The organism is Pelorhabdus sp. sgz311002 (assembly GCF_056134285.1).
Map to the genome: position 1 here is coordinate 80,799 of NZ_JBWBCL010000013.1, position 18,165 is coordinate 98,963.

Consider the following 18,165-nt stretch of genomic DNA (forward strand, 5'->3'; position numbering starts at 1 on the left):
ATAAAAATAGGTAAGTAAAGTTTTATGAAATCATGGGAAGTGTGAATTGATGCGTATCCAGACGGCCTCGCTTAAAGGGCGGATTGCCCTGACTGTAACTGTTTTCTTAGTTGTGATTGCAGGCTTAATTGGCCGGATTGCCTGGATTCAGTTTGTTGATGGTAAACAATACAGTGAAAAAATGAAAAATCAACTTCAGGAGAATTTAAAGCTGCAGTCGCCGCGAGGCACAATTTTTGACCGCAATGGCAAAGAGCTTGCTGTCAGCAGTCTGAATAAATCCTTATATGCCAATCCTAGTGAATTTAACGGTGATCCTGATACGGTCGCAGCGGAGCTGGCGCCAATCGTCAATGAGAAACCCGAAGAGATCGTTGATGTTTTAAAGTCCGGTAAATTCTTTGTGTATATACATCGAACATTAGAGCCAGAGCAATATAAGCAGGTAAAAGCGTATATTGAGCAGCATAAGCTGAAAGGGCTTTATTTTGTTGATGAAAGTAAGCGCTATTATCCCAATGATCGCTTGGCTGCGCAGGTGCTCGGTTTTGTTGGCACTGATGACGTTGGGCTTGATGGGCTTGAAATGAGCCTTGACAGTACGATCAAAGGAAAAAATATGCAACAGCTTGTCGATACGGACAACTACGGTATCCCTATTTTCAACTCCGTTTTCACCTTTACACCAGCGAAACAAGTAAAGAACGTATCCCTAACGATTGATAGTAATATTCAGTTTATTGTGGAGCAATGTCTTGACCGTGGGATTGCTATGACTAACGCTAGAGCGGCTACTGTTCTCGTTATGAATCCCAAAACGGGCGAGATTTTAGCTATGGCCAGTCGACCAACCTTTGATCCGAATCATTTTGATAAGGCTACGGCTGCGGCTTGGCGAAATCGTGCGTTATCTATTGTCTATGAACCGGGATCTACCTTTAAATCGGTGGTAGCTGCCGCCGCGCTGCAAGAAGGGCTCGTATATCCTGATGAACGGTTTACCGATCAAGGTTATGTAGAGGTGTCAGGACGGAAAATACAAAATGCCGATGAAGAACGATTAAATAATACGTCCTTTACCGATATTATTAAAAAATCCTTAAATACAGGCTTTGTCAAAGTGGGTATGCGTATTGGCGCTACGCGACTCATGGACTATACCCGTAATTTTGGTTTTGGCAAGCCCACAGGAATTGAGTTGCCAGGCGAAGAACAGGGCATTTTATTTAATCCGGCCGACATGAGACCGTCAGATCTGGCTACCATGTCGATTGGGCAAAGTATTGCTGTCACGCCGCTGCAACTGATTACTGCAGTATCGGCTATTGCCAATGACGGTTTGTTGTTAAAACCTCATATTATTAAAGCGATTTATAACCCTGATGGTTCGACTGTGGCAACAAAATTGCCTGATCCGGCGCGTCAGGTCATTACGCCGGAAACAGCCCATACGTTGGTATCGCTTTTGGAAAAGGTAGTGTCTGAAGGCGGCGGGGTGAAAGCCCAGGTAAAAGGATATCACTTTGCCGGTAAGACGGGTACGGCTCAGCGATTAAATGAAAAAAATGGCGGCTATGAAGAAGGCCATTACATTTCTTCTTTTGTTGGCTTTGGCCCAGTAGAAGACCCCGCTCTATCGGTTCTCGTTGTACTTGATGACACGGGGGGCGACTCTTATTATGGCGGGCAAATTGCTGCACCTGTCTTTAGCGACATTATGACGCAGCTTATGCGTTATTTGGAAATCAGACCAATTGGCGGCAATGTACTGCCCCAAGTGCCGCCGACTCAAACAGCGGCAGCGCCGAAAGATTCACAAGGTTCCTTGCCGCCAGTACCGCCAGGTAAGATTCTGGTGCCTTCGGTAGCCGGTAAGACCATTCGTGAAGCCGGTCAGATTTTGGCAAATAGCGGCCTTTGCTTTATTCCTGTTGGCTCTGGCACTGCCGTCAATCAAAACATAGCACCGAATCGGGTTGTTGAGCCTGGGGTGGAAGTTGTCGTTATCTTTGAATAAGTAAAGGACGGCCTCAGCCGTCCTTGCGATCAGACCCTTTTGTTAGCTTTAGCTGTTAGGATCCATCTTTGCGGTAAGCGAACCTGTATTTGCCTCTGACGAGCCGCCCATGCTGGCTTCGTACTGTGCAATCATTCTTCTGACCATATGGCCGCCGACGCGGCCGCAGTCAGCGGAGGTCATGGTAGCCCAGCCCTGGTTTTTAACATTATCGGCAATCCCAAGTTCTGTGGCCACTTCCATTTTCATACGGTCCAGAGCATTTTCGGCCGACGGTGTAACCGGTTTATTGCTTCTTGCCATTGTAGTTCACCTCCTTTTGTGTTACTACTTCTATTATCGGGATTTGGCGCTTGAATTATGCTTGGTGTGGCTTGTCAAATAGTTGCACAAATGTCAGTAAAATCAGAGAGGGATATTATGCATGAAATGGCCATCGCCGAAGGAATTTTAGATCTTGTAAAAGACATGCAGGCGAAATACGAGTTTCGGATTGTTCGTGAAGTCCATTTGCTTGTTGGCGAAATGGCTGGTGTGGAGGCTGATTCTCTTTTTTTCTGTTTTGAAGCCGTAACAGCAGGGACTTTTTGCAGTGGCGCCAAATTATTTATTCAAAAGACGCCTTTGATTGGTTCTTGCTGTGAGTGCGGCAAAGAATTTCCTATAGAGAACTATAAGTTCCTTTGTCCAAGTTGCGAGTCAAGAGCTGTAACGATTCTGTCAGGGAGAGAGCTTAAGGTAGATCATTTGGAGGTGGATTGACATGGAAGTCAAGGTTATGGAAAACATTCTCGATAAAAATGACCGTATAGCTAGGTCGTTGCAGCAGATTTTTGCGGAAAAAGGTGTTTTTGCGCTAAATTTACTAGGATCTCCTGGTGCTGGCAAAACAACGCTTCTCGAAAAAACGTTAGCTTCGCTTAAAGATAAGTTACGTGTAGCTGTTATTGAAGGCGATTTATTTACGGCGAAGGATGCCGATCGCATTGGCGCTTTGGGTATACCAGTCATCCAAATTAATACAGGCGGCGGCTGTCATCTCGATGCAGCTATGGTCGAAAAAGCGCTTGCCAAACTGCCCTTAGATGACATTGATTTATTAATTATTGAAAATGTAGGAAATCTTGTCTGTCCTGCGGAATTCTTTATTGGTGAAGATGCGAAAGCAACATTGTTGAGTGTTACCGAAGGGGAAGATAAGCCGCTGAAATATCCGTTGATTTTTAAGGAAGCCTCTGTGGTTTTGATTAATAAAACAGATTTACTGCCCTACCTCCCCTTTGATCTTGCGGCAGCGAAAGAAGATATTACCACCTTAAATCCGACCGTTTGTCTGTTAGAGATTTCTTGTCAGAGCGGCGATGGTCTTGCCGCTTGGGGACAGTGGCTTTTGGATCAAGTACAGAAAAAACGGACGGCGAGGTCTTGTTAAATGGAGCGACTGCGGGAACTGGAAGTCGAGATTGAGCGTTTGCGGCGAGAACTTCATGTTCTGGTTCAATCTGAGCGAAGCCTCGCGTTAAGCTGTGAAGAAGTTACGCAGATGAGCCATTTGCTTGATCAGATTATTGTAGAATACGAAAAGCGAAAGACCAGGCAAAGAGCACAGTTTTGCCAGAAAGATGGAGGGATATTATGAGTGGAGATCAAGATTGGGAAAGCTTTAAACAAAAACTATTTGCAAAATCAAGTATTAATTTAAATGACTATAAGCCGGCGCAGATGCAGCGCCGGATTGGTAACCTCATGACTCGAAACGGTGTAACCAGTTATATGGCCTTTTTTGAACTCATTAACCGTGATGAGAAAATGTACAAGGATTTTATCGACTTTTTGACGATTAACGTTACGGAATTCTTCCGGACCCCTGAAAAGTTTGTTGAGTTAGAATCGACGGTTTTCCCGGAAATGCTTCGTTCTACGCCGAAGTTGAGTATTTGGAGTGCTGGCTGTTCTACTGGCGCTGAGCCTTATTCGATTGCCATGATTTTAGATGAACTTACGCCAAATACGCGTCATCGCATTGTGGCAACAGATCTTGACGTGGAAATGTTGGCCAAAGCGAAGCAAGGCCAATATGTTAATAATGAACTGAAAAACGTTTCGCCAGCCCGGATGAAAAAGTATTTCAAGCCTGTTGAAGGCGGCGCCGTTGTCAATGACGATATTAAAAACCGTATCGAATTTAAAAAGCATAATCTGCTGCTTGATCGCTTTGATACTGGCTTTGACTTGATTCTTTGCCGCAATGTAGTTATCTACTTTACAGAAGAAGCCAAAGATGGTTTATACCGCCGTTTCTTTGAGGCGCTTAAATCAAAGGGCGTTCTATTTGTTGGCGGTACGGAAGCTATTTTGAATTTCCGCGATATTGGTTTTCAGCACTATTTACCGTTCTTTTATCGGAAACCTTGAGTTACACTCCGAAATAATGACGAAGCTAGCTACGCTTATGCGAGCTACGCTAGGGTTACAAGCCGCAGTTTGACAGCAGGCGATACGTTTTAAGTAGCTGTGTCAAAAAGGCTTGTTCCAGGGAATCCTCCCGCACATCTTTTGCCGCGATGAGGTCCACGCTTTTCACGGCTTGCTGATCTTGAAAGAATACGATTTCACCAAGTTTTTGCCCCCGGTATACGGGGGCTTTTACTATTTCCGGCAAATGGTATTCGACTGTGGCATTCTTTTTATTTTTAGCGGCAATGACGAGGGCGGCGTCTTCGGCAGCCAGTGCATCAACGGCAGAGTCCAGTCCTTTTTCTATTAAAACAGGCGCAATAACATCACCGGAAGCGGCCACATCTATTAGGGAAAATTGTGAGAACCCATAATTTAATAAAGCCGCCGCATCATGCCAGCGGGCGCTGTCGTGGAGTACTACGGCAATCAGTTGCTGGTTGTCTTTCGTAGCGCTGGCAACAAGACATGGGCCTGCCCGTCCTGTTGTTCCTGTTTTTACGCCATCGGCTTCTGGCAGCATCCACAGCAGTTTATTCGTATTGCGTAGATTGCGGTCTGCTTCTTGACCGCGGCGGTCCGTCCAATCAATCTGCGTTTCTTTTAAACGTACAATGGCGGCAAAGGTCTGATTCATTAAAGCATACTGGGTGATGCGTGCTAAATCATAAGCCGATACGTAATGATCAGCGTGAGAGAGTCCGTGGGGATTCATAAAATGACTGCTGGCGGCGCCGAGTTCTAGCGCCCGTTGATTCATCAATGCCGCAAAGGCCTCCGTAGAGCCTGCTAAGTGTTGGGCAATTGCGACAGCCGCGTCATTGCCTGAGCGAAGTAAGAGGCCTGTAAGAAGTTCCCTCATGGTAATTTTTTGTCCGGCATAAAGCTGCATAGTAGAGCCTGGCGTAGCCGCTGCTGCGGGGCTTACTGTTACAACTTCGTCAAGGCGCCCGCTTTCGATCGCGAGTAGAGCTGTTAGAATTTTGGTCGTGCTAGCCGGAGCTTGGCGTTTCGTACTATTTTTTTCGTATAAGACCTGACCGGTTCGGCCGTCTAGTAAAATCGCGGCCTCTGCTTTGATGAGCGGTGCTCCTTGGCAGGAAGCTGCTGGGTAGAGCAAAAGCCATGAAAGGAATACTAACAGACAAAAATATAAAACCTTTTTATACATAGGATACCTCCTGCTTGCATAAAGTTTGGTGGGGGTGGAAAGGGTGAAAAGGTGTATTTGGAAAACGCGCCGCACTGCTTTTTGGAGTGCCCTTGTTTTTGCTGTGATTGTATCGTTAGGCGCGGCGACTGACAAGCTGCAGGAAGAACAAAAAATGGTTCGCAGTGTTGCTACAACTCATCAAGTCGTTGCGCTGACTTTTGATGATGGTCCGAATCGCAAGGTAACGCCAGAAATTTTAAAAATCCTGCGGGAAAAAGGAGTTCATGCCACGTTGTTTTTGTTAGGGGTTAATGCCAAGGAACAGCCAGAGTTAGTGAAACAAGCCATTGCCGATGGCCATGAGCTAGGAAATCACGCATTTACTCATACCCTTTTAAGCAAACTTTCGGCTGATGCGATTGGGGAAGAACTTGACCAAACTGCTGCTGTAGTTAGACAGGAAACGGCCGTCGAGCCTGTATTATTCCGCCCGCCAGGCGGAGTAGCCAATAAAGCGGTGCTGGCTGCGGCTAAAGCAAGAGGCTATACGACGGTCACCTGGTCGGTTGACCCCGAAGATTGGCGTTGTCCGCCAGCAGAAAATATAGTGGAACGAGTCGTTTCGAAGGTAAAGCCTGGTTCTATTGTTCTCTTGCATGACGGACAATATCCGCTTTCGACGCCGGAGGCTTTGCCAACGCTTATTGATACGCTGCGTAGGGAAGGTTATCAGTTTGTCACAGTTAGTGATCTTTTACAATATGAAGAAGTTAGTCCTTGAGGAAAAGACGAAAGAATTTTTTTGCAATAAGATCTTGACAAAAAAGCTGTTTTTTTTATATACTCATAACAACAATTGAAATGAAAATTTCGATGAACAGGAAGAGTACACAAGACCAGAAGAGTTCAGCGAGCCAATGGTAGTGAGAGTTTGGCGTCCGATCAGTCTGTCGAATGGGCCTGTGAGAAGCAGTCCGAGTCACCTTGTTGGTGAGGTAGGCGCTGCCGGAAACTTCTACCGTTACCTAGAAGCCAGTATCGGATTTGATTGTCCCGTACTTGGTAGAGCCGGATGACTATATGTCATCAATCAGGGTGGCACCGCGAGTTAACCTCTCGTCCCTATTGTTAGGAGACGTGGGGTTTTTTATTTATCATTTTTAGGGAGGATGAACGAAAATGAATGAAAAAGAGCTGAAAAAGGAACCGATATTTACGAATTTTGATCAAAGCGAAGGAAATCGTTTCCGGTGGATTGCTGTGACGGCGCTTCTCTTAGCCATTGGCGCTATTTTACATTTCGTTGTTCCTAGTGTGGCGGGAATTTCGCCGAATTTTATGATCGCTATGTATGCTATTGCCATTAACTTGACAAGGCCGACGCTGTTACAATCTGGCGGCATTGGTTTAGTGGCAGGTTTGATTAATATACCCACTTCCAAATCGGCGTTTCCTTTTGCCAATATCCCGAGTGAACTTGCTGGCGCGCTTTGCTGTGCCATACTGGTTCATCTCTTTACAACAGCCGGAACAAAACGGTTTGCTTTTTTACCGGGCGTATCAGCCGGGCTCAGTACGATCGCCAGCGGTGCGATCTTTACCTTAATTTTAAAGTTCGTGTTAGCGCTTCCTTGGGCCGTATATTTATATGGCATGCTACCTGTCGTTATCGCTGTTGCCGCGATTAATCTTGTGATTACGCAGCTCCTCTATTATCCGGCTGAAAAGCTCTTTCATCGTCAGGAGGAATCCCTTTGATCCGTTTTGAACATTTTTCCTACGGCTATGGACCGAAGAATTTGGCGCTGCAAGATATTGCGGTTGAGCTTGCCAGCGGCACATTGACAGTGGTGACAGGCTTGAGCGGCTGTGGCAAAAGCACGTTTTGCCGCAGTCTTTGCGGCCTAGTTCCTCACTTTTTCGGAGGGCGGGCGGCTGGCGACATTTATTTAAATGAAACTTCTATCGTGAAAAGTACGCTACAAGAAATTTCGCCGCAGGTGGCGATTGTCTTGGAAGACTATGAAAGCCAGCTCTTTAGCCTAACTGTTTGGGAAGAAATGACTTTTCATAATACACTGCCTGTAGCTGCCGCCAAGGAAAAAGTAGAAACCTATTTAGCGGCTGTGGGGCTTGCTGGTTTCGCCGATCGAGAAATTGCCGCTCTGTCAGGCGGACAGAAACAGCGACTGGCGATTGCGGCAGCGCTGATCCGGGAACCGCAGTTTTTTGTATTTGATGAACCAGCGGCGGCCTTGGATCCCGAAGGGAAAAAACAGCTTTATAAACTGCTCCGTCGTTTAGCTGACGACGGGATGACGGTTGTGGCGGCAGAACAGGATCCACGCGATTTATTGCTACTGGCCGATCAGCTCTTAGTCTTGGAAGCAGGCAAACTTCGCTTTGCCGGAACGCCGCGCTCTTTGGCGCCGACTTTAGAAACCGATAGCCTTTATCAGCGGTTTTTGCCTGATTTGTGGCAGCTCAGAAGCCGAATTGGCGATGCGTCGCTGCCTTACTGGCAGACAGAGGAAGAAGCTAGTAAGGATCTACTTTGCTATTTGCAAGCTGTAAAGGGGGAAAAACGGTGCTGACTGTAGCCGATCTACTCTTTCATTATAAAAGCATAGATTTTCAACTAGGGCCGCTGAACTTTTCGCTGGAGGCTGGTCAGTTCACCGTTCTTGCCGGTAAAAACGGCAGCGGCAAAACGACGACGACTCGACTGATTATGTCACTGGAAAAGCCTGATGGCGGCGAAATCTTATTTCAGGGAGAAAATATTACTTTCGCGAAAACGGCTGACAAGGCGCGCCATATTGGTTATGTATTTCAAAATCCTGATCTGATTTTCTATCAGAATACGGCTTGGGATGAAGTAAGCTATGGGCCGCGGCAGCTTAAGTTTTCACCTGATAAAGTCAAAGCAGTGACAGAGGCTGCTTTTGCCGCCCTGGAACTTACCGGCAAAGAGCAGCAAAATCCCAAACTGATGACAAAGGGTGAGAAACAGCGCCTAGCCATCGCCTGCGCCGTTGCCCTGCAGCCTGATTTGTTGATTTTAGATGAACCGACTTGCGGTCAAGATATGATATTTCGTACTCACTTGATGGAACTTCTTAAAAACTTTTGCCGTCAGGGGAAAGCGGTTCTTGTCATTACCCATGATCGGATGGTTTTGGAAAAGTATGCCGATCGCGTCATTGTGATTCAAGGCGGCGGTCTTGTTTTTGACGGTGAGCCACTAGAGCTGTTCCGCCATAATCAAGCTTTAGAATGGGGAATGACACTGCCGGTAGCTGCTGTGTTATCACAGCAACTGCAAGAGTTTGGCGTAGTAAGAACGGCTAGCTTAGAAGAACTAGCCCAAAGTATACGAGCGATAAGGGGGAATCCATGATGGAACCACGCATCATTACAAAATTTTGTCTGACTTTGGCGATGACAGTTTGGGCGATTGTGTTAACCGATCCTCTTTATTTAGGCGGACTGGTTTTGGCCGAGCTTGTACTGCTTGCTGCTGTTGGGCTATTCGGTGATGGCAAGAAAGTATTGGGTTCTTTATTCCTCTTTGCGTTATTTCTCGGCGCATTGCAGCTTCTGTGCGGCGCTTCTTATGCATTAGCTTTGTTGTCGGGACTGCGTATGCTGGCGATGACCTTTATCTTTGTTTATTTATTAAAGACAACAACAAGCAGTGAATTTCATCAACTCTTTACAGAAACCTTTCGGTTGGCGCCAGAATATGCTTTTATGCTCACTTCGGTTTTTCGGTTTATTCCCGATTTTGTCAAGGAAAGCAAACAGGTACGGGAGGCTCAGTCCTGTCGGGGTTATCAGGAAAAGAGTTCCGTTCTGGCTCGTCTAGCTGCTTATGGCGCTTTAATTGGGCCACTCGTACTGCGCGCAATCAGTCGATCGGAAAATATGGCTATGGCGCTAGCACTACGCGGCTTTGCCGCGAAAAAAACGGAAAAGGGACCCGTGCTTCATCGTATTGATTACGGCTTTTTTTCAGGGATTGTTCTGGCTTCTGCACTGATCTTTTATGTTCATTAAAATAGATAAGGCTGCTATATTATAAAAATGAAGTTTTAGCAAACCAGCTGTTTGGATATTTTTCTAAGCGGCTGGTTTTGTTTTCTTACCCGCTTGGAGTTGTTTTTGGCCCATTAGTAAAAAAAAAGTAGCAAAAAGACATGGGTACATGTATACTTGAATAAAAAGTGTAAAGTTTTACCTTGTTATATGAGGTCAAATGTTGCAGAAGAGGGTGAGGCGCCGCAGAGTTTAGAGAGAGACTATTTGATGGATTTTTTTATTTTGGTGAGGGGGCATAAATTATGGATCTTTCTTCAGCACATATTATTGGAATTGTGATCGCTTTTGTACTTATAGCCGGAGCCGGTCTTTATGCTGGTAGTAAAGTAAAATCAACGGCTGACTTTTCTACAGGCGGCCGCAAAGCAGGCTGGTCGCTTGTAACTGGGACGTTATTAGGTACGTTTGTCGGCGGCGCATCGACAATTGGGACAGCGCAGCTGGCCTTTCAGTATGGCTTTTCCGCTTGGTGGTATACGATCGGCGGCGGCATTGGCTTGGTTATTTTGGGACTTGGCTTAACTAAGAAGTTTTATGCCAGTTCTGCTGAAACGATTCCACAGTATCTTGTTAAAACATATGGTGATAAGATTGGCCCGATTTCTAGTATTTTTACGTCTGTAGGCATCTTTTTTAACTTGGTGGCTCAAGTTTTATCTTTTGTAGCATTAATGGGTGCGATGTTTCATATGAATCCCGTCATATCATCAAGTATCGGTGTAGTCATTGCCTTGGCCTATGTACTTTTTGGCGGGATATGGGGAACTGGCTATGCTGGTTTGGCGAAACTGTTTCTCGTATATGCTTCTATGATTATGTGCGGGATTGCCGCCTACTTTTTTATGGGCGGCGTTAGTGGCTATGCGAATGCGTTTCCAGCATATCCTTGGTTTTCCTTCTTCGGTCGTGGCATCGAAAAAGATACGGCTGCTGTCTTTTCGGTCATTGTCGGGATTTTATCGACTCAGACCTATATGCAGGCTGTAGTATCAGCGAAGAATTTGCGAGAATCACAAAAGGGCGCAATTATGGCTGCTATTTTGGCGCCGCCTATCGGCATTGGTGGTATTTTAGTCGGCTTATTTATGAAAGCAAACTTCCCGAATACACCTTCGGCTGAAGTATTTCCTGCTTTTATTATGCATTATCTGCCACCTTTGGCTGCCGGTATTATCTTAGGTACGTTACTTATTACGGTTGTCGGTACTTGGGCTGGTTTGACCTTAGGTGTTACGACGATGTTTACCCGCGACATCTACCAAAAGTTCTTCCGGATCAATGCCAGCGGCAAAGAAACGTTGCTGGTACAGCGTCTTTTGATTGTAGTTGTTTGTGTAATTACGGCTGTAATTGCCAACGGTAATGCGGGATCGCTCATTTTAGGCTGGACCTACTTATCGCAAGGCCTGCGCGGTTGCGCTGCTTTGTTTCCGCTACTTGGCGCGATGCTGTTGCCGCGATTTGTTTCTCCTACGGCCGGTGTTGTTGCTGCAATACTAGGGCCTTTGGCTAATATTATTTGGTTTATGATGTATCCAAAGGGAATTGATCCGCTTTATCCAGGCTTAATTGTAAGCTTTATCGCTCTTGTCGGCTTAAGCTTAGTAACGAAGAAACAGACGAACGAAGAATAATAAAAAAAGGCAGGGCACTGTGATATCTATCACAGTGCCCTGCCTTTTTTATTTGTATACTTAAGGCAGTGAAAGATAAGAAACCGCTATAGGAGGAATGAATTTATGTTTTGTTATCAATGTGAACAGACGGCCCAGGGGAAAGGCTGTGAATCCTTCGGTGTCTGTGGTAAGAACCCTGAAACAGCTGGTCTGCAGGATGTGCTCCTTTACGGTGCTCAGGCAATTGCCGTGTACGCTCATGCCGCTAGAAAATTAGGCGTTGTTGATCATGAAATAGATCTTTTTGTTGTTCATGCTTTATTTACGACTGTAACGAATGTGAATTTTGATCCGCTTCGTTTGCAAGGACTGCTGCAAGAAGCCTATCGTTTAAAAGAGAAGGCAAAGGCTCTTTATGAAGATGCTTGTGCCAAAGCGGGTGTAAATCAAGACAAATTGGCTGCTGCAGCTAATTTTACTTATGACAGTACTTTAGCCGGCGATACCGTTGCTTATATTGCGGATCGCACGAAGAATTTTGGCGCCGATGTTTCTGGCCTCATGGAAATGATTTTTTCCGGTCTCAAAGGAGTGGCGGCTTATGCCGATCATGCTCAGGTATTAGGACAGGAAGATGAAACTGTATATGGATTCTTCCACGAAGCCTTAAGCTTTTTAGCGAAAGATGCCTTTACTGTTGACGAGCTTGTGGCTATGGCCTTTAAAGTCGGCGAAGTGAATTTAACAGTAATGGCTCTGTTAGATGCTGCTAATACCGGCGCATATGGCGATCCAGTACCGACAGCTGTACGGGTAACTCCAGTAAAAGGCAAAGCGATTCTTGTATCAGGTCATGATCTCAAAGATCTGGAAGAATTGTTGAAACAGACGGAAGGTACGGGAATTAACATTTATACTCATGGCGAAATGTTGCCAGCTCATGGTTATCCCGGATTGAAAAAATATGCTCATCTTGTTGGAAATTATGGCGGAGCATGGCAGGATCAGCAAAAGGAATTTGACGCATTCCCTGGCGCAATTCTGATGACAACCAACTGCATTCAAAAACCGGCTGATAGCTATAAGAGCCGCATCTTTACCTGTGGTCTCGTGGCTTGGCCTGATGTTGTCCATATTTCTGACCGCAATTTTGCGCCAGTTATTGCCGCTGCACAGGCTGCAGAAGGCTTTGCTGTTGATCAGGATGAAAAAACAATTCTCGTTGGGTTTGGTCATAACAGTGTGCTTGGCGCCGCTGACAAAGTGATTGAGCTTGTTCAGCAAGGCAAAATTCGTCACTTCTTCCTCGTAGGCGGTTGTGATGGCGCCAAGAGCGGACGTAACTACTATACGGATCTTGCTACGGCAATTCCTGATGACTGCTTGATTTTAACCTTAGCCTGTGGTAAATATCGCTTTAATAAACTGGATTTTGGTACGATCGAAGGCTTGCCGCGTCTCTTAGACATTGGTCAGTGCAATGATGCTTATTCCGCAATTCGCATTGCAGTTGCCTTGGCGGAAGCGTTTAAAACGGATGTGAACAGCTTGCCGCTTTCCTTGATCCTGTCTTGGTATGAACAGAAAGCTGTAGCAATTTTACTGACACTGCTTCACTTAGGCATCAAGAATATTCGTCTTGGCCCAAGCCTCCCAGCTTTTGTAACACCGGCTGTGTTGCAAGTGCTGCAAGACAACTTCAACTTGATGGCGATTACGACGCCAGAAGAAGATTTAAAAGCCATTCTTGGTTAAAATGTTTGGTTAAAATAATAAAAGCGTCTAGAGTCCTTTGTTTTTAAGGATTCTAGACGCTTTTTGTTTTAAATAATGTTTTGCTAAAAAGGATTCAACAGGAACTGAACATATCTTACAAAATAAGCTTAGTTTAGAGCTTTTAGGATATGGTATCAGGGAAGGTACTAAACTTATCTGTCAAACTGACAGAGTAAATGTTGAAACATAGACTATTAAATAGTATAATATACTAAAATTTGCTAATATAAATGACAGAGATTTAGTGATACGCGATCATGTTTTATCGTTTTAGCGGGAAACTCTTTTTAGATACCTTCAACGTATAGTTTATAAGCCGTGGGACTGGCAAATAAAATTGGGTGGTCTGTGGTGTAGACTTTTACCTTGCAGTGTATTTTTGGTTCTTATCGCGACCATTTTGATCCGGTCCTTGGGAGCAAAGTTAAACAGTGTGGTATAGCTGAAGCTGTTTGGTGAGACGCTTGCAACTTAGATTGTTGCGGGCGTTTTTTTGTTTACATATATACAATTTGAAAAGGATTAGAGGAGGGTGAGGGTTCGACTAAGAACCCAGGGAGACATGAAACTAAAAACAAAGATTACTGCTTTTTTTCTATTTGTTGCGCTTGTGGCGACACTCGGTTTTGCCTATACGATTTGGAACGTAGCGGCAACGGCCGATAGCATTGTATTATTGAAGGAGCGCGATATTCCTCGTCAAATGAAGAATCAGGAAGTGGCGCAAAACGCGATAAAGATGGTGGCGCAGTTACGAGGTTATGCATTAACTAATAATCAAGGCGTATTAGAAGACTATCGGCGATTAGCCAAAGAGAACGATGTCTTAGAAGATGAATTAATTGCGATGTCTTCTACTCCGGAAGGCAAAAAAATGGCGGCAGAGATCAAAACCCTTGATAATCAATACTCTGCGGCTGCTGATAAAGCTCTTGTCTTGATACAACAAGGCAAGAAAGAAGAGCTGACTCAGCTTATGGCAACAGATTTGGCGCCGCGTGCGGCCGCGCTATTTGCCAAGATAAAGGAGTCGCAAGACTATCGGAGTAAGCAGATTGTAAGCGTAATGGAAAAAGATGTGAGTGAGGCGGAACATACAAAATATGTCGCTTTGATCTGTGCGGCATTTACTCTTGTTTTAGCCATACTCGTAGGTCTTTATGCTGCTCATAATATCGTGCAGCCTATTTTAGCTGTAGTTGCTTTTAGCAAGGAGTTAGCAGCAGGGGATTTTCGCGATAAGCCTCGTAAAGTAACGCGGCGCGACGAGCTTGGCGAGATGGCCAATGCGTTGGCTGATATGCGTACGCAAGTCCGTCAACTTTTACAAAAAATTAGTCAATCGGCACAGCAGGTAGCTGCTTCTTCCGAAGAATTGACGGCAAGTTCAAATCAGTCAGCCCAAGCAGCAACACAAGTGGCAGTAGCCATTACGAATGTAGCTGATGGGGCAGCGAAACAGCTGACGGCGGCTCATGAGACAACTTCTGTCGTACAAAATATGTCGGCAGGTATGGAGCAGATTTCTGGCAATGTCAATCAAGCTTCCGGTGCGGCAGCCGATGTTGCTGTTAAGGCGCAGCGAGGGAATGAGCAGGCCTTAAAGACGGTTGATCAAATTAAGCGAATTGAAGCGACTGTAGGTATGTCAGAGCAGTTAGTTACCGAACTCGGCGAGCGGTCTAAAGACATTGGGCAAATCGTTGACACAATTTCTACTTTAGCGGGGCAGACGAATCTTTTAGCGCTTAATGCGGCGATTGAAGCGGCTAGAGCCGGTGAACAAGGCAAAGGCTTTGCTGTTGTAGCAGAAGAAGTTAGAAAGCTAGCAGAACAATCGCAAGAAGCTTCTAAAAAGATTAGTAGCTTGATTCAGGAAATACAAAGTGATACAGACAAGGCTGTTATTGCCATGCAGCAAGGGAGTAGCGAAGTACGCGCGGGCGCCGTTGCCGTGAATGAATCAGGCGAGGCCTTTGCCGATATCGCCGCGCTTGTGGCGAATGTCTCAAAGCAGGTTCAAGAGATTTCGTCTTCTATGGAATATCTGGCTGGTGGAAGTAGGAAAATAGTTGTTTCTGTAGAACAAATTGATATATTGAGTAAACATTCATCAAGTGAAACTCAGAATGTTTCGGCAGCCACAGAAGAGCAGTCTGCTTCCATGGAGGAGATCGCCTCAGCGAGCCAGGTCTTAGCGGATCTAGCCCAAGAGCTGCAAACCGCTGTTGTGTATTTTAAATTATAAAATCTAATCGGTAGTCTCATGGTATTAGCCGTTTATTAGCTGAAAGGGGTAGCTTTGTCTTGGCAGATGCTTATGTAGCACGGCAGCCAATATTTGATGTCAAATTAAATGTTGTTGGCTATGAATTGTTATTTCGGCATAAATTTGTTGATCAGTACGATGGCTTGGATGGGGATTGTTCGACAAATAGTGTGATTGTAAATTCTTTTTTACTGATGGGCATTGAACGATTAACAAAAGGGAAAAAGGCTTTTATTAATTTTACTGCTAATTCGATAAAAAATAATACTCCCGGGATGTTGCCGAAAGAATTAATTGCCGTAGAGATTCTAGAAGATGTCTTTCCTGACGAAGCAATCATTAAGGTCTGTAGACAACTAAAAAAAGATGGCTATTTATTAGTATTAGATGATTTTGTTCTTTTAGACAAGTTCGCACCGCTGATTCCGTTGATTGATATTATTAAAGTGGATTTTTGTAATACGACTGAACAGGAAAGAGTTGCCATTGTTCAGCGATTAAAGAATTATCCCGTCAAGTTTTTGGCAGAGAAGGTTGAATCACAAGAGGCGTTTTACTGGGCGTTACAGCAGGGTTACTCTTACTTTCAAGGCTATTTTTTTGGTAAACCTGTGATTGCATCTCATAAGGAAATTCCTGAATATAAAGGGAACTATCTGCGAATTCTGCAAGAACTGAATCAGCCTGAATTGAATTTAAATCAAATTGGGAAAATTATACAAAAGGATCTTTCGTTATCTTATAAATTATTAAAATTTATTAATTCGCCTATTTTTGGTTTTGGGCTACGAATTTGTTCTTTACAGCAAGCCTTGGTGCTTTTGGGTGAACAAGAGCTGAAAAAATGGATATCACTGATTGCTTTAAAAAATATTGCGACTGATAAGCCGAATGAACTCATCGTACAATCACTGATTAGAGCGGAATTCTGTAAGCGATTAGCCTTGCGTAAACTACCCAAAGCCTTTGCAGAACATACCTTTCTCATGGGAATGTTTTCTTACCTTGATGTACTGCTGGAACGGCCTTTGCCGGAAATATTGAATGAGCTTCATTTAGCGGAAGAACTCAAACAGGCTTTACTAGAGACTCCTAATCATAATAATGAATTTTCATTATTGTATAATTTAGTGATAAGCTATGAAAAAGGGGATTGGGAGACCTGCTTTTATTGTATTGGAAAAATGGGTATGGCTGAACATGATGTAATAGAGGCGTATAAAGCGGCTGTTATTTGGGCCGATAATATAGTTACTGGTGCCTGAAAATAATGAAAGCAGTAAATGATTAAGAAATTGGAGGGCTTTATGGACAATCAAAAAGGGATTTTATTAGAATCGGGTACAAATGAGTTTGAAATTATTGAGTTTTCTATTGGTAATCGTTCCTATGGTATCAATGTAGCAAAAGTAAGAGAAATTATTAATATCGTCCCTGTTACGGAGTTGCCTCAGGTCCATTCCCTTGTTGATGGCATTTTTACTTTGCGCGGTAAAATTATGCCTTTATTAAATTTGGCGAGATCCTTACATGGGGATGACCAAGCTGCTAATCCGAAAATCATTGTTGCTGAAATGAATGGGTACTTTGTAGGGTTTAAAGTAGATGATGTGTCTAGAATTCATCGCATTTCATGGAGTCAAATGGAACCTGCTCCCACTGTATCTGACTCGGCGCAGATTATTGGTGTTGTAAAGCTAGAAAGCCGTTTAGTTCTTCTATTGGATTTTGAAAAAATATTATCAGAAGTAAATCCTGAAATCGTTAGAAAACTAACTGCTGTGCCTGTTTCAACGGAAGAATTAATCAATTTGCGCAAGAAAAAGACGGTGTTGATTGCCGAAGATTCACATATGCTAAGAGAATTATTACTGCAAACCTTAACTACTGCCGGTTATAATACGATTTCCGCGGAAAATGGTCAGGTCGCGTGGGAAAAGATGAAGAATTTAGTAACCAGCGACGAATCAATTACGCAGCAGATCCAAATGCTTATTACCGATATAGAAATGCCCCAAATGGATGGCCATCACTTAATGAAAAAAGTAAAGGAGGATAAAGCTTTGCAGGAACTGCCAATCATTGTATTTTCTTCATTAATCAATGATGCTATGCGCAAAAAAGGTGAGGCTTTAGGCGCCTGTGCTCAAATCACGAAACCAGAAATTGAACAGTTAATTGGCGTAGTAGATAAGATTATGTTTGAATAGGAAAAGCTTTGTGCCGAGGAAATGATACAAGCCAGGGCGATGTTAAACGTAGCGAAGTTAGTCTAGAAAAGAGAATTGTTACTACAAGTTCTCTTTTCTAGGGCTTTCGTTTAAATTTTCTCCGTCTATTGCCAGAGCTTATCGTTGGTGGCTTTTTACAATCGGTTATGATTGACAAGAGATTCTTATTTTGTTATACTGTTTAATGTGTTTGAAAGTTGGAGAGGTGTCCGAGTGGTTTAAGGAGCTGGTCTTGAAAACCAGTGATCCTGCAAGGGACCGTGGGTTCGAATCCCACCCTCTCCGCCATATATGGAGTGGTACTCAAGTGGCTGAAGAGGACGGTTTGCTAAATCGTTAGAGGTCGTGAGGCCTGCCAGGGTTCAAATCCCTGCCACTCCGCCATATAGAAACAAGTACTGCCTACTGCTTAGTAGGCAGTTTTTTTGTATAAAGAAAACCACGCGATAGTCGCGTGGTTCCAGAGAGCTTAAGCGGTGAGCCCTAACGTGGTAATCTGTAAATAAGCCTGCCAGCTTAAAATACAGATTACCCATTAGGAGATG

The 18,165-nt window shown here is 44.3% G+C and carries 17 protein-coding genes, 2 tRNA genes and 1 other annotated feature; of the genes, 17 read left to right on the top strand and 2 right to left on the bottom strand.

Going from position 1 to position 18,165, the window contains the following annotated elements; genetic code table 11:
* Positions 1-49: 49 nt before the first annotated feature.
* Entirely contained in the window at positions 50-2,017 is a 1,968-nt protein-coding gene (locus AC0NJP_RS16080) for a penicillin-binding transpeptidase domain-containing protein (protein WP_474700427.1), read from the top strand.
* Positions 2,018-2,065: 48 nt separating this feature from the next.
* On the opposite strand, the gene AC0NJP_RS16085 is transcribed toward AC0NJP_RS16080, so the two are convergent.
* Entirely contained in the window at positions 2,066-2,320 is a 255-nt protein-coding gene (locus AC0NJP_RS16085; RefSeq protein WP_474040858.1) for a small, acid-soluble spore protein, alpha/beta type, read from the bottom strand.
* A 117-nt stretch (positions 2,321-2,437) separates the two neighbouring features.
* Between AC0NJP_RS16085 and hypA the strand changes: the two genes are divergently transcribed.
* The 4 genes from hypA to AC0NJP_RS16105 are packed head-to-tail and all read left to right on the top strand — an operon-like array spanning position 2,438 to position 4,432.
* Complete coding sequence (gene hypA, locus AC0NJP_RS16090; protein WP_474040857.1) at positions 2,438-2,779, top strand: hydrogenase maturation nickel metallochaperone HypA; 342 nt, start codon at positions 2,438-2,440, stop codon at positions 2,777-2,779.
* A 1-nt stretch (position 2,780) separates the two neighbouring features.
* Positions 2,781-3,449: a hydrogenase nickel incorporation protein HypB gene (hypB, locus tag AC0NJP_RS16095; protein WP_474700428.1), complete on the top strand. Its 669-nt coding sequence runs from the start codon at positions 2,781-2,783 to the stop codon at positions 3,447-3,449.
* Positions 3,450-3,656 carry an aspartyl-phosphate phosphatase Spo0E family protein gene (locus tag AC0NJP_RS16100; RefSeq protein WP_474040855.1) on the top strand — a complete coding sequence of 69 codons (207 nt, stop codon included), beginning with the start codon at positions 3,450-3,452 and terminating at the stop codon, positions 3,654-3,656.
* Complete coding sequence (locus AC0NJP_RS16105; protein WP_474040854.1) at positions 3,653-4,432, top strand: CheR family methyltransferase; 780 nt, start codon at positions 3,653-3,655, stop codon at positions 4,430-4,432. Before AC0NJP_RS16100 ends, AC0NJP_RS16105 begins: the two co-directional genes overlap by 4 nt.
* A 55-nt stretch (positions 4,433-4,487) precedes the next feature.
* Here AC0NJP_RS16105 and AC0NJP_RS16110 read toward each other — a convergent pair whose 3' ends face one another.
* Positions 4,488-5,645 (bottom strand): D-alanyl-D-alanine carboxypeptidase family protein, encoded by a 1,158-nt coding sequence (locus AC0NJP_RS16110; protein WP_474700429.1) that lies wholly within the window; start codon positions 5,643-5,645, stop codon positions 4,488-4,490.
* A 43-nt stretch (positions 5,646-5,688) separates the two neighbouring features.
* Between AC0NJP_RS16110 and AC0NJP_RS16115 the strand changes: the two genes are divergently transcribed.
* From AC0NJP_RS16115 to AC0NJP_RS16170, 12 genes are all read left to right on the top strand, one after another.
* The gene (locus AC0NJP_RS16115; RefSeq protein WP_474700430.1) at positions 5,689-6,408 is read left to right on the top strand and encodes a polysaccharide deacetylase family protein; all 720 of its coding nucleotides are present in this window, start codon (positions 5,689-5,691) and stop codon (positions 6,406-6,408) included.
* Between the two features lie 83 nt (positions 6,409-6,491).
* Positions 6,492-6,754, top strand: a binding site (T-box leader).
* Between the two features lie 52 nt (positions 6,755-6,806).
* On the top strand, positions 6,807-7,385 hold the full coding sequence (locus AC0NJP_RS16120) for a tryptophan transporter (protein WP_474700431.1): 579 nt from the start codon (positions 6,807-6,809) through the stop codon (positions 7,383-7,385).
* Positions 7,382-8,221 (top strand): energy-coupling factor ABC transporter ATP-binding protein, encoded by an 840-nt coding sequence (locus AC0NJP_RS16125; RefSeq protein ID WP_474700432.1) that lies wholly within the window; start codon positions 7,382-7,384, stop codon positions 8,219-8,221. The genes AC0NJP_RS16120 and AC0NJP_RS16125 overlap by 4 nt, the downstream gene beginning before the upstream one ends.
* On the top strand, positions 8,215-9,027 hold the full coding sequence (locus AC0NJP_RS16130; protein ID WP_474700433.1) for an energy-coupling factor ABC transporter ATP-binding protein: 813 nt from the start codon (positions 8,215-8,217) through the stop codon (positions 9,025-9,027). The genes AC0NJP_RS16125 and AC0NJP_RS16130 overlap by 7 nt, the downstream gene beginning before the upstream one ends.
* Positions 9,024-9,686 carry an energy-coupling factor transporter transmembrane component T gene (locus AC0NJP_RS16135; RefSeq protein ID WP_474700434.1) on the top strand — a complete coding sequence of 221 codons (663 nt, stop codon included), beginning with the start codon at positions 9,024-9,026 and terminating at the stop codon, positions 9,684-9,686. The genes AC0NJP_RS16130 and AC0NJP_RS16135 overlap by 4 nt, the downstream gene beginning before the upstream one ends.
* 284 nt (positions 9,687-9,970) lie before the next feature.
* Entirely contained in the window at positions 9,971-11,362 is a 1,392-nt protein-coding gene (locus tag AC0NJP_RS16140; RefSeq protein WP_474700435.1) for a sodium:solute symporter family protein, read from the top strand.
* A 105-nt stretch (positions 11,363-11,467) separates the two neighbouring features.
* Positions 11,468-13,099 carry a hydroxylamine reductase gene (gene hcp / locus AC0NJP_RS16145; protein ID WP_474700436.1) on the top strand — a complete coding sequence of 544 codons (1,632 nt, stop codon included), beginning with the start codon at positions 11,468-11,470 and terminating at the stop codon, positions 13,097-13,099.
* 583 nt (positions 13,100-13,682) lie between these two features.
* A complete protein-coding gene (locus AC0NJP_RS16150; protein WP_474700437.1) occupies positions 13,683-15,368 on the top strand; it encodes a methyl-accepting chemotaxis protein in 1,686 nt (561 codons plus the stop codon).
* A 59-nt stretch (positions 15,369-15,427) separates the two neighbouring features.
* Positions 15,428-16,654: an EAL and HDOD domain-containing protein gene (locus AC0NJP_RS16155; RefSeq protein ID WP_474700438.1), complete on the top strand. Its 1,227-nt coding sequence runs from the start codon at positions 15,428-15,430 to the stop codon at positions 16,652-16,654.
* 42 nt (positions 16,655-16,696) lie between these two features.
* Complete coding sequence (locus tag AC0NJP_RS16160) at positions 16,697-17,599, top strand: chemotaxis protein (protein WP_474700439.1); 903 nt, start codon at positions 16,697-16,699, stop codon at positions 17,597-17,599.
* 220 nt (positions 17,600-17,819) lie between these two features.
* Positions 17,820-17,908 (top strand) — tRNA-Ser (locus AC0NJP_RS16165).
* Positions 17,909-17,913: 5 nt separating this feature from the next.
* A tRNA-Ser gene (locus tag AC0NJP_RS16170) sits at positions 17,914-18,004 on the top strand.
* Positions 18,005-18,165: the final 161 nt, after the last annotated feature.

What these genes read in the sequence shown, in the direction of transcription:
- AC0NJP_RS16080 (WP_474700427.1), top strand. Translation starts at nt 50, where the DNA reads ATGCGTATCCAGACGGCCTCGCTTAAAGGGCGGATTGCCCTGACTGTA.
- AC0NJP_RS16085 (WP_474040858.1), bottom strand. Translation starts at nt 2,320, where the DNA reads ATGGCAAGAAGCAATAAACCGGTTACACCGTCGGCCGAAAATGCTCTG.
- hypA (WP_474040857.1), top strand. Translation starts at nt 2,438, where the DNA reads ATGCATGAAATGGCCATCGCCGAAGGAATTTTAGATCTTGTAAAAGAC.
- hypB (WP_474700428.1), top strand. Translation starts at nt 2,781, where the DNA reads ATGGAAGTCAAGGTTATGGAAAACATTCTCGATAAAAATGACCGTATA.
- AC0NJP_RS16100 (WP_474040855.1), top strand. Translation starts at nt 3,450, where the DNA reads ATGGAGCGACTGCGGGAACTGGAAGTCGAGATTGAGCGTTTGCGGCGA.
- AC0NJP_RS16105 (WP_474040854.1), top strand. Translation starts at nt 3,653, where the DNA reads ATGAGTGGAGATCAAGATTGGGAAAGCTTTAAACAAAAACTATTTGCA.
- AC0NJP_RS16110 (WP_474700429.1), bottom strand. Translation starts at nt 5,645, where the DNA reads ATGTATAAAAAGGTTTTATATTTTTGTCTGTTAGTATTCCTTTCATGG.
- AC0NJP_RS16120 (WP_474700431.1), top strand. Translation starts at nt 6,807, where the DNA reads ATGAATGAAAAAGAGCTGAAAAAGGAACCGATATTTACGAATTTTGAT.
- AC0NJP_RS16135 (WP_474700434.1), top strand. Translation starts at nt 9,024, where the DNA reads ATGATGGAACCACGCATCATTACAAAATTTTGTCTGACTTTGGCGATG.
- AC0NJP_RS16140 (WP_474700435.1), top strand. Translation starts at nt 9,971, where the DNA reads ATGGATCTTTCTTCAGCACATATTATTGGAATTGTGATCGCTTTTGTA.
- hcp (WP_474700436.1), top strand. Translation starts at nt 11,468, where the DNA reads ATGTTTTGTTATCAATGTGAACAGACGGCCCAGGGGAAAGGCTGTGAA.
- AC0NJP_RS16150 (WP_474700437.1), top strand. Translation starts at nt 13,683, where the DNA reads ATGAAACTAAAAACAAAGATTACTGCTTTTTTTCTATTTGTTGCGCTT.
- AC0NJP_RS16160 (WP_474700439.1), top strand. Translation starts at nt 16,697, where the DNA reads ATGGACAATCAAAAAGGGATTTTATTAGAATCGGGTACAAATGAGTTT.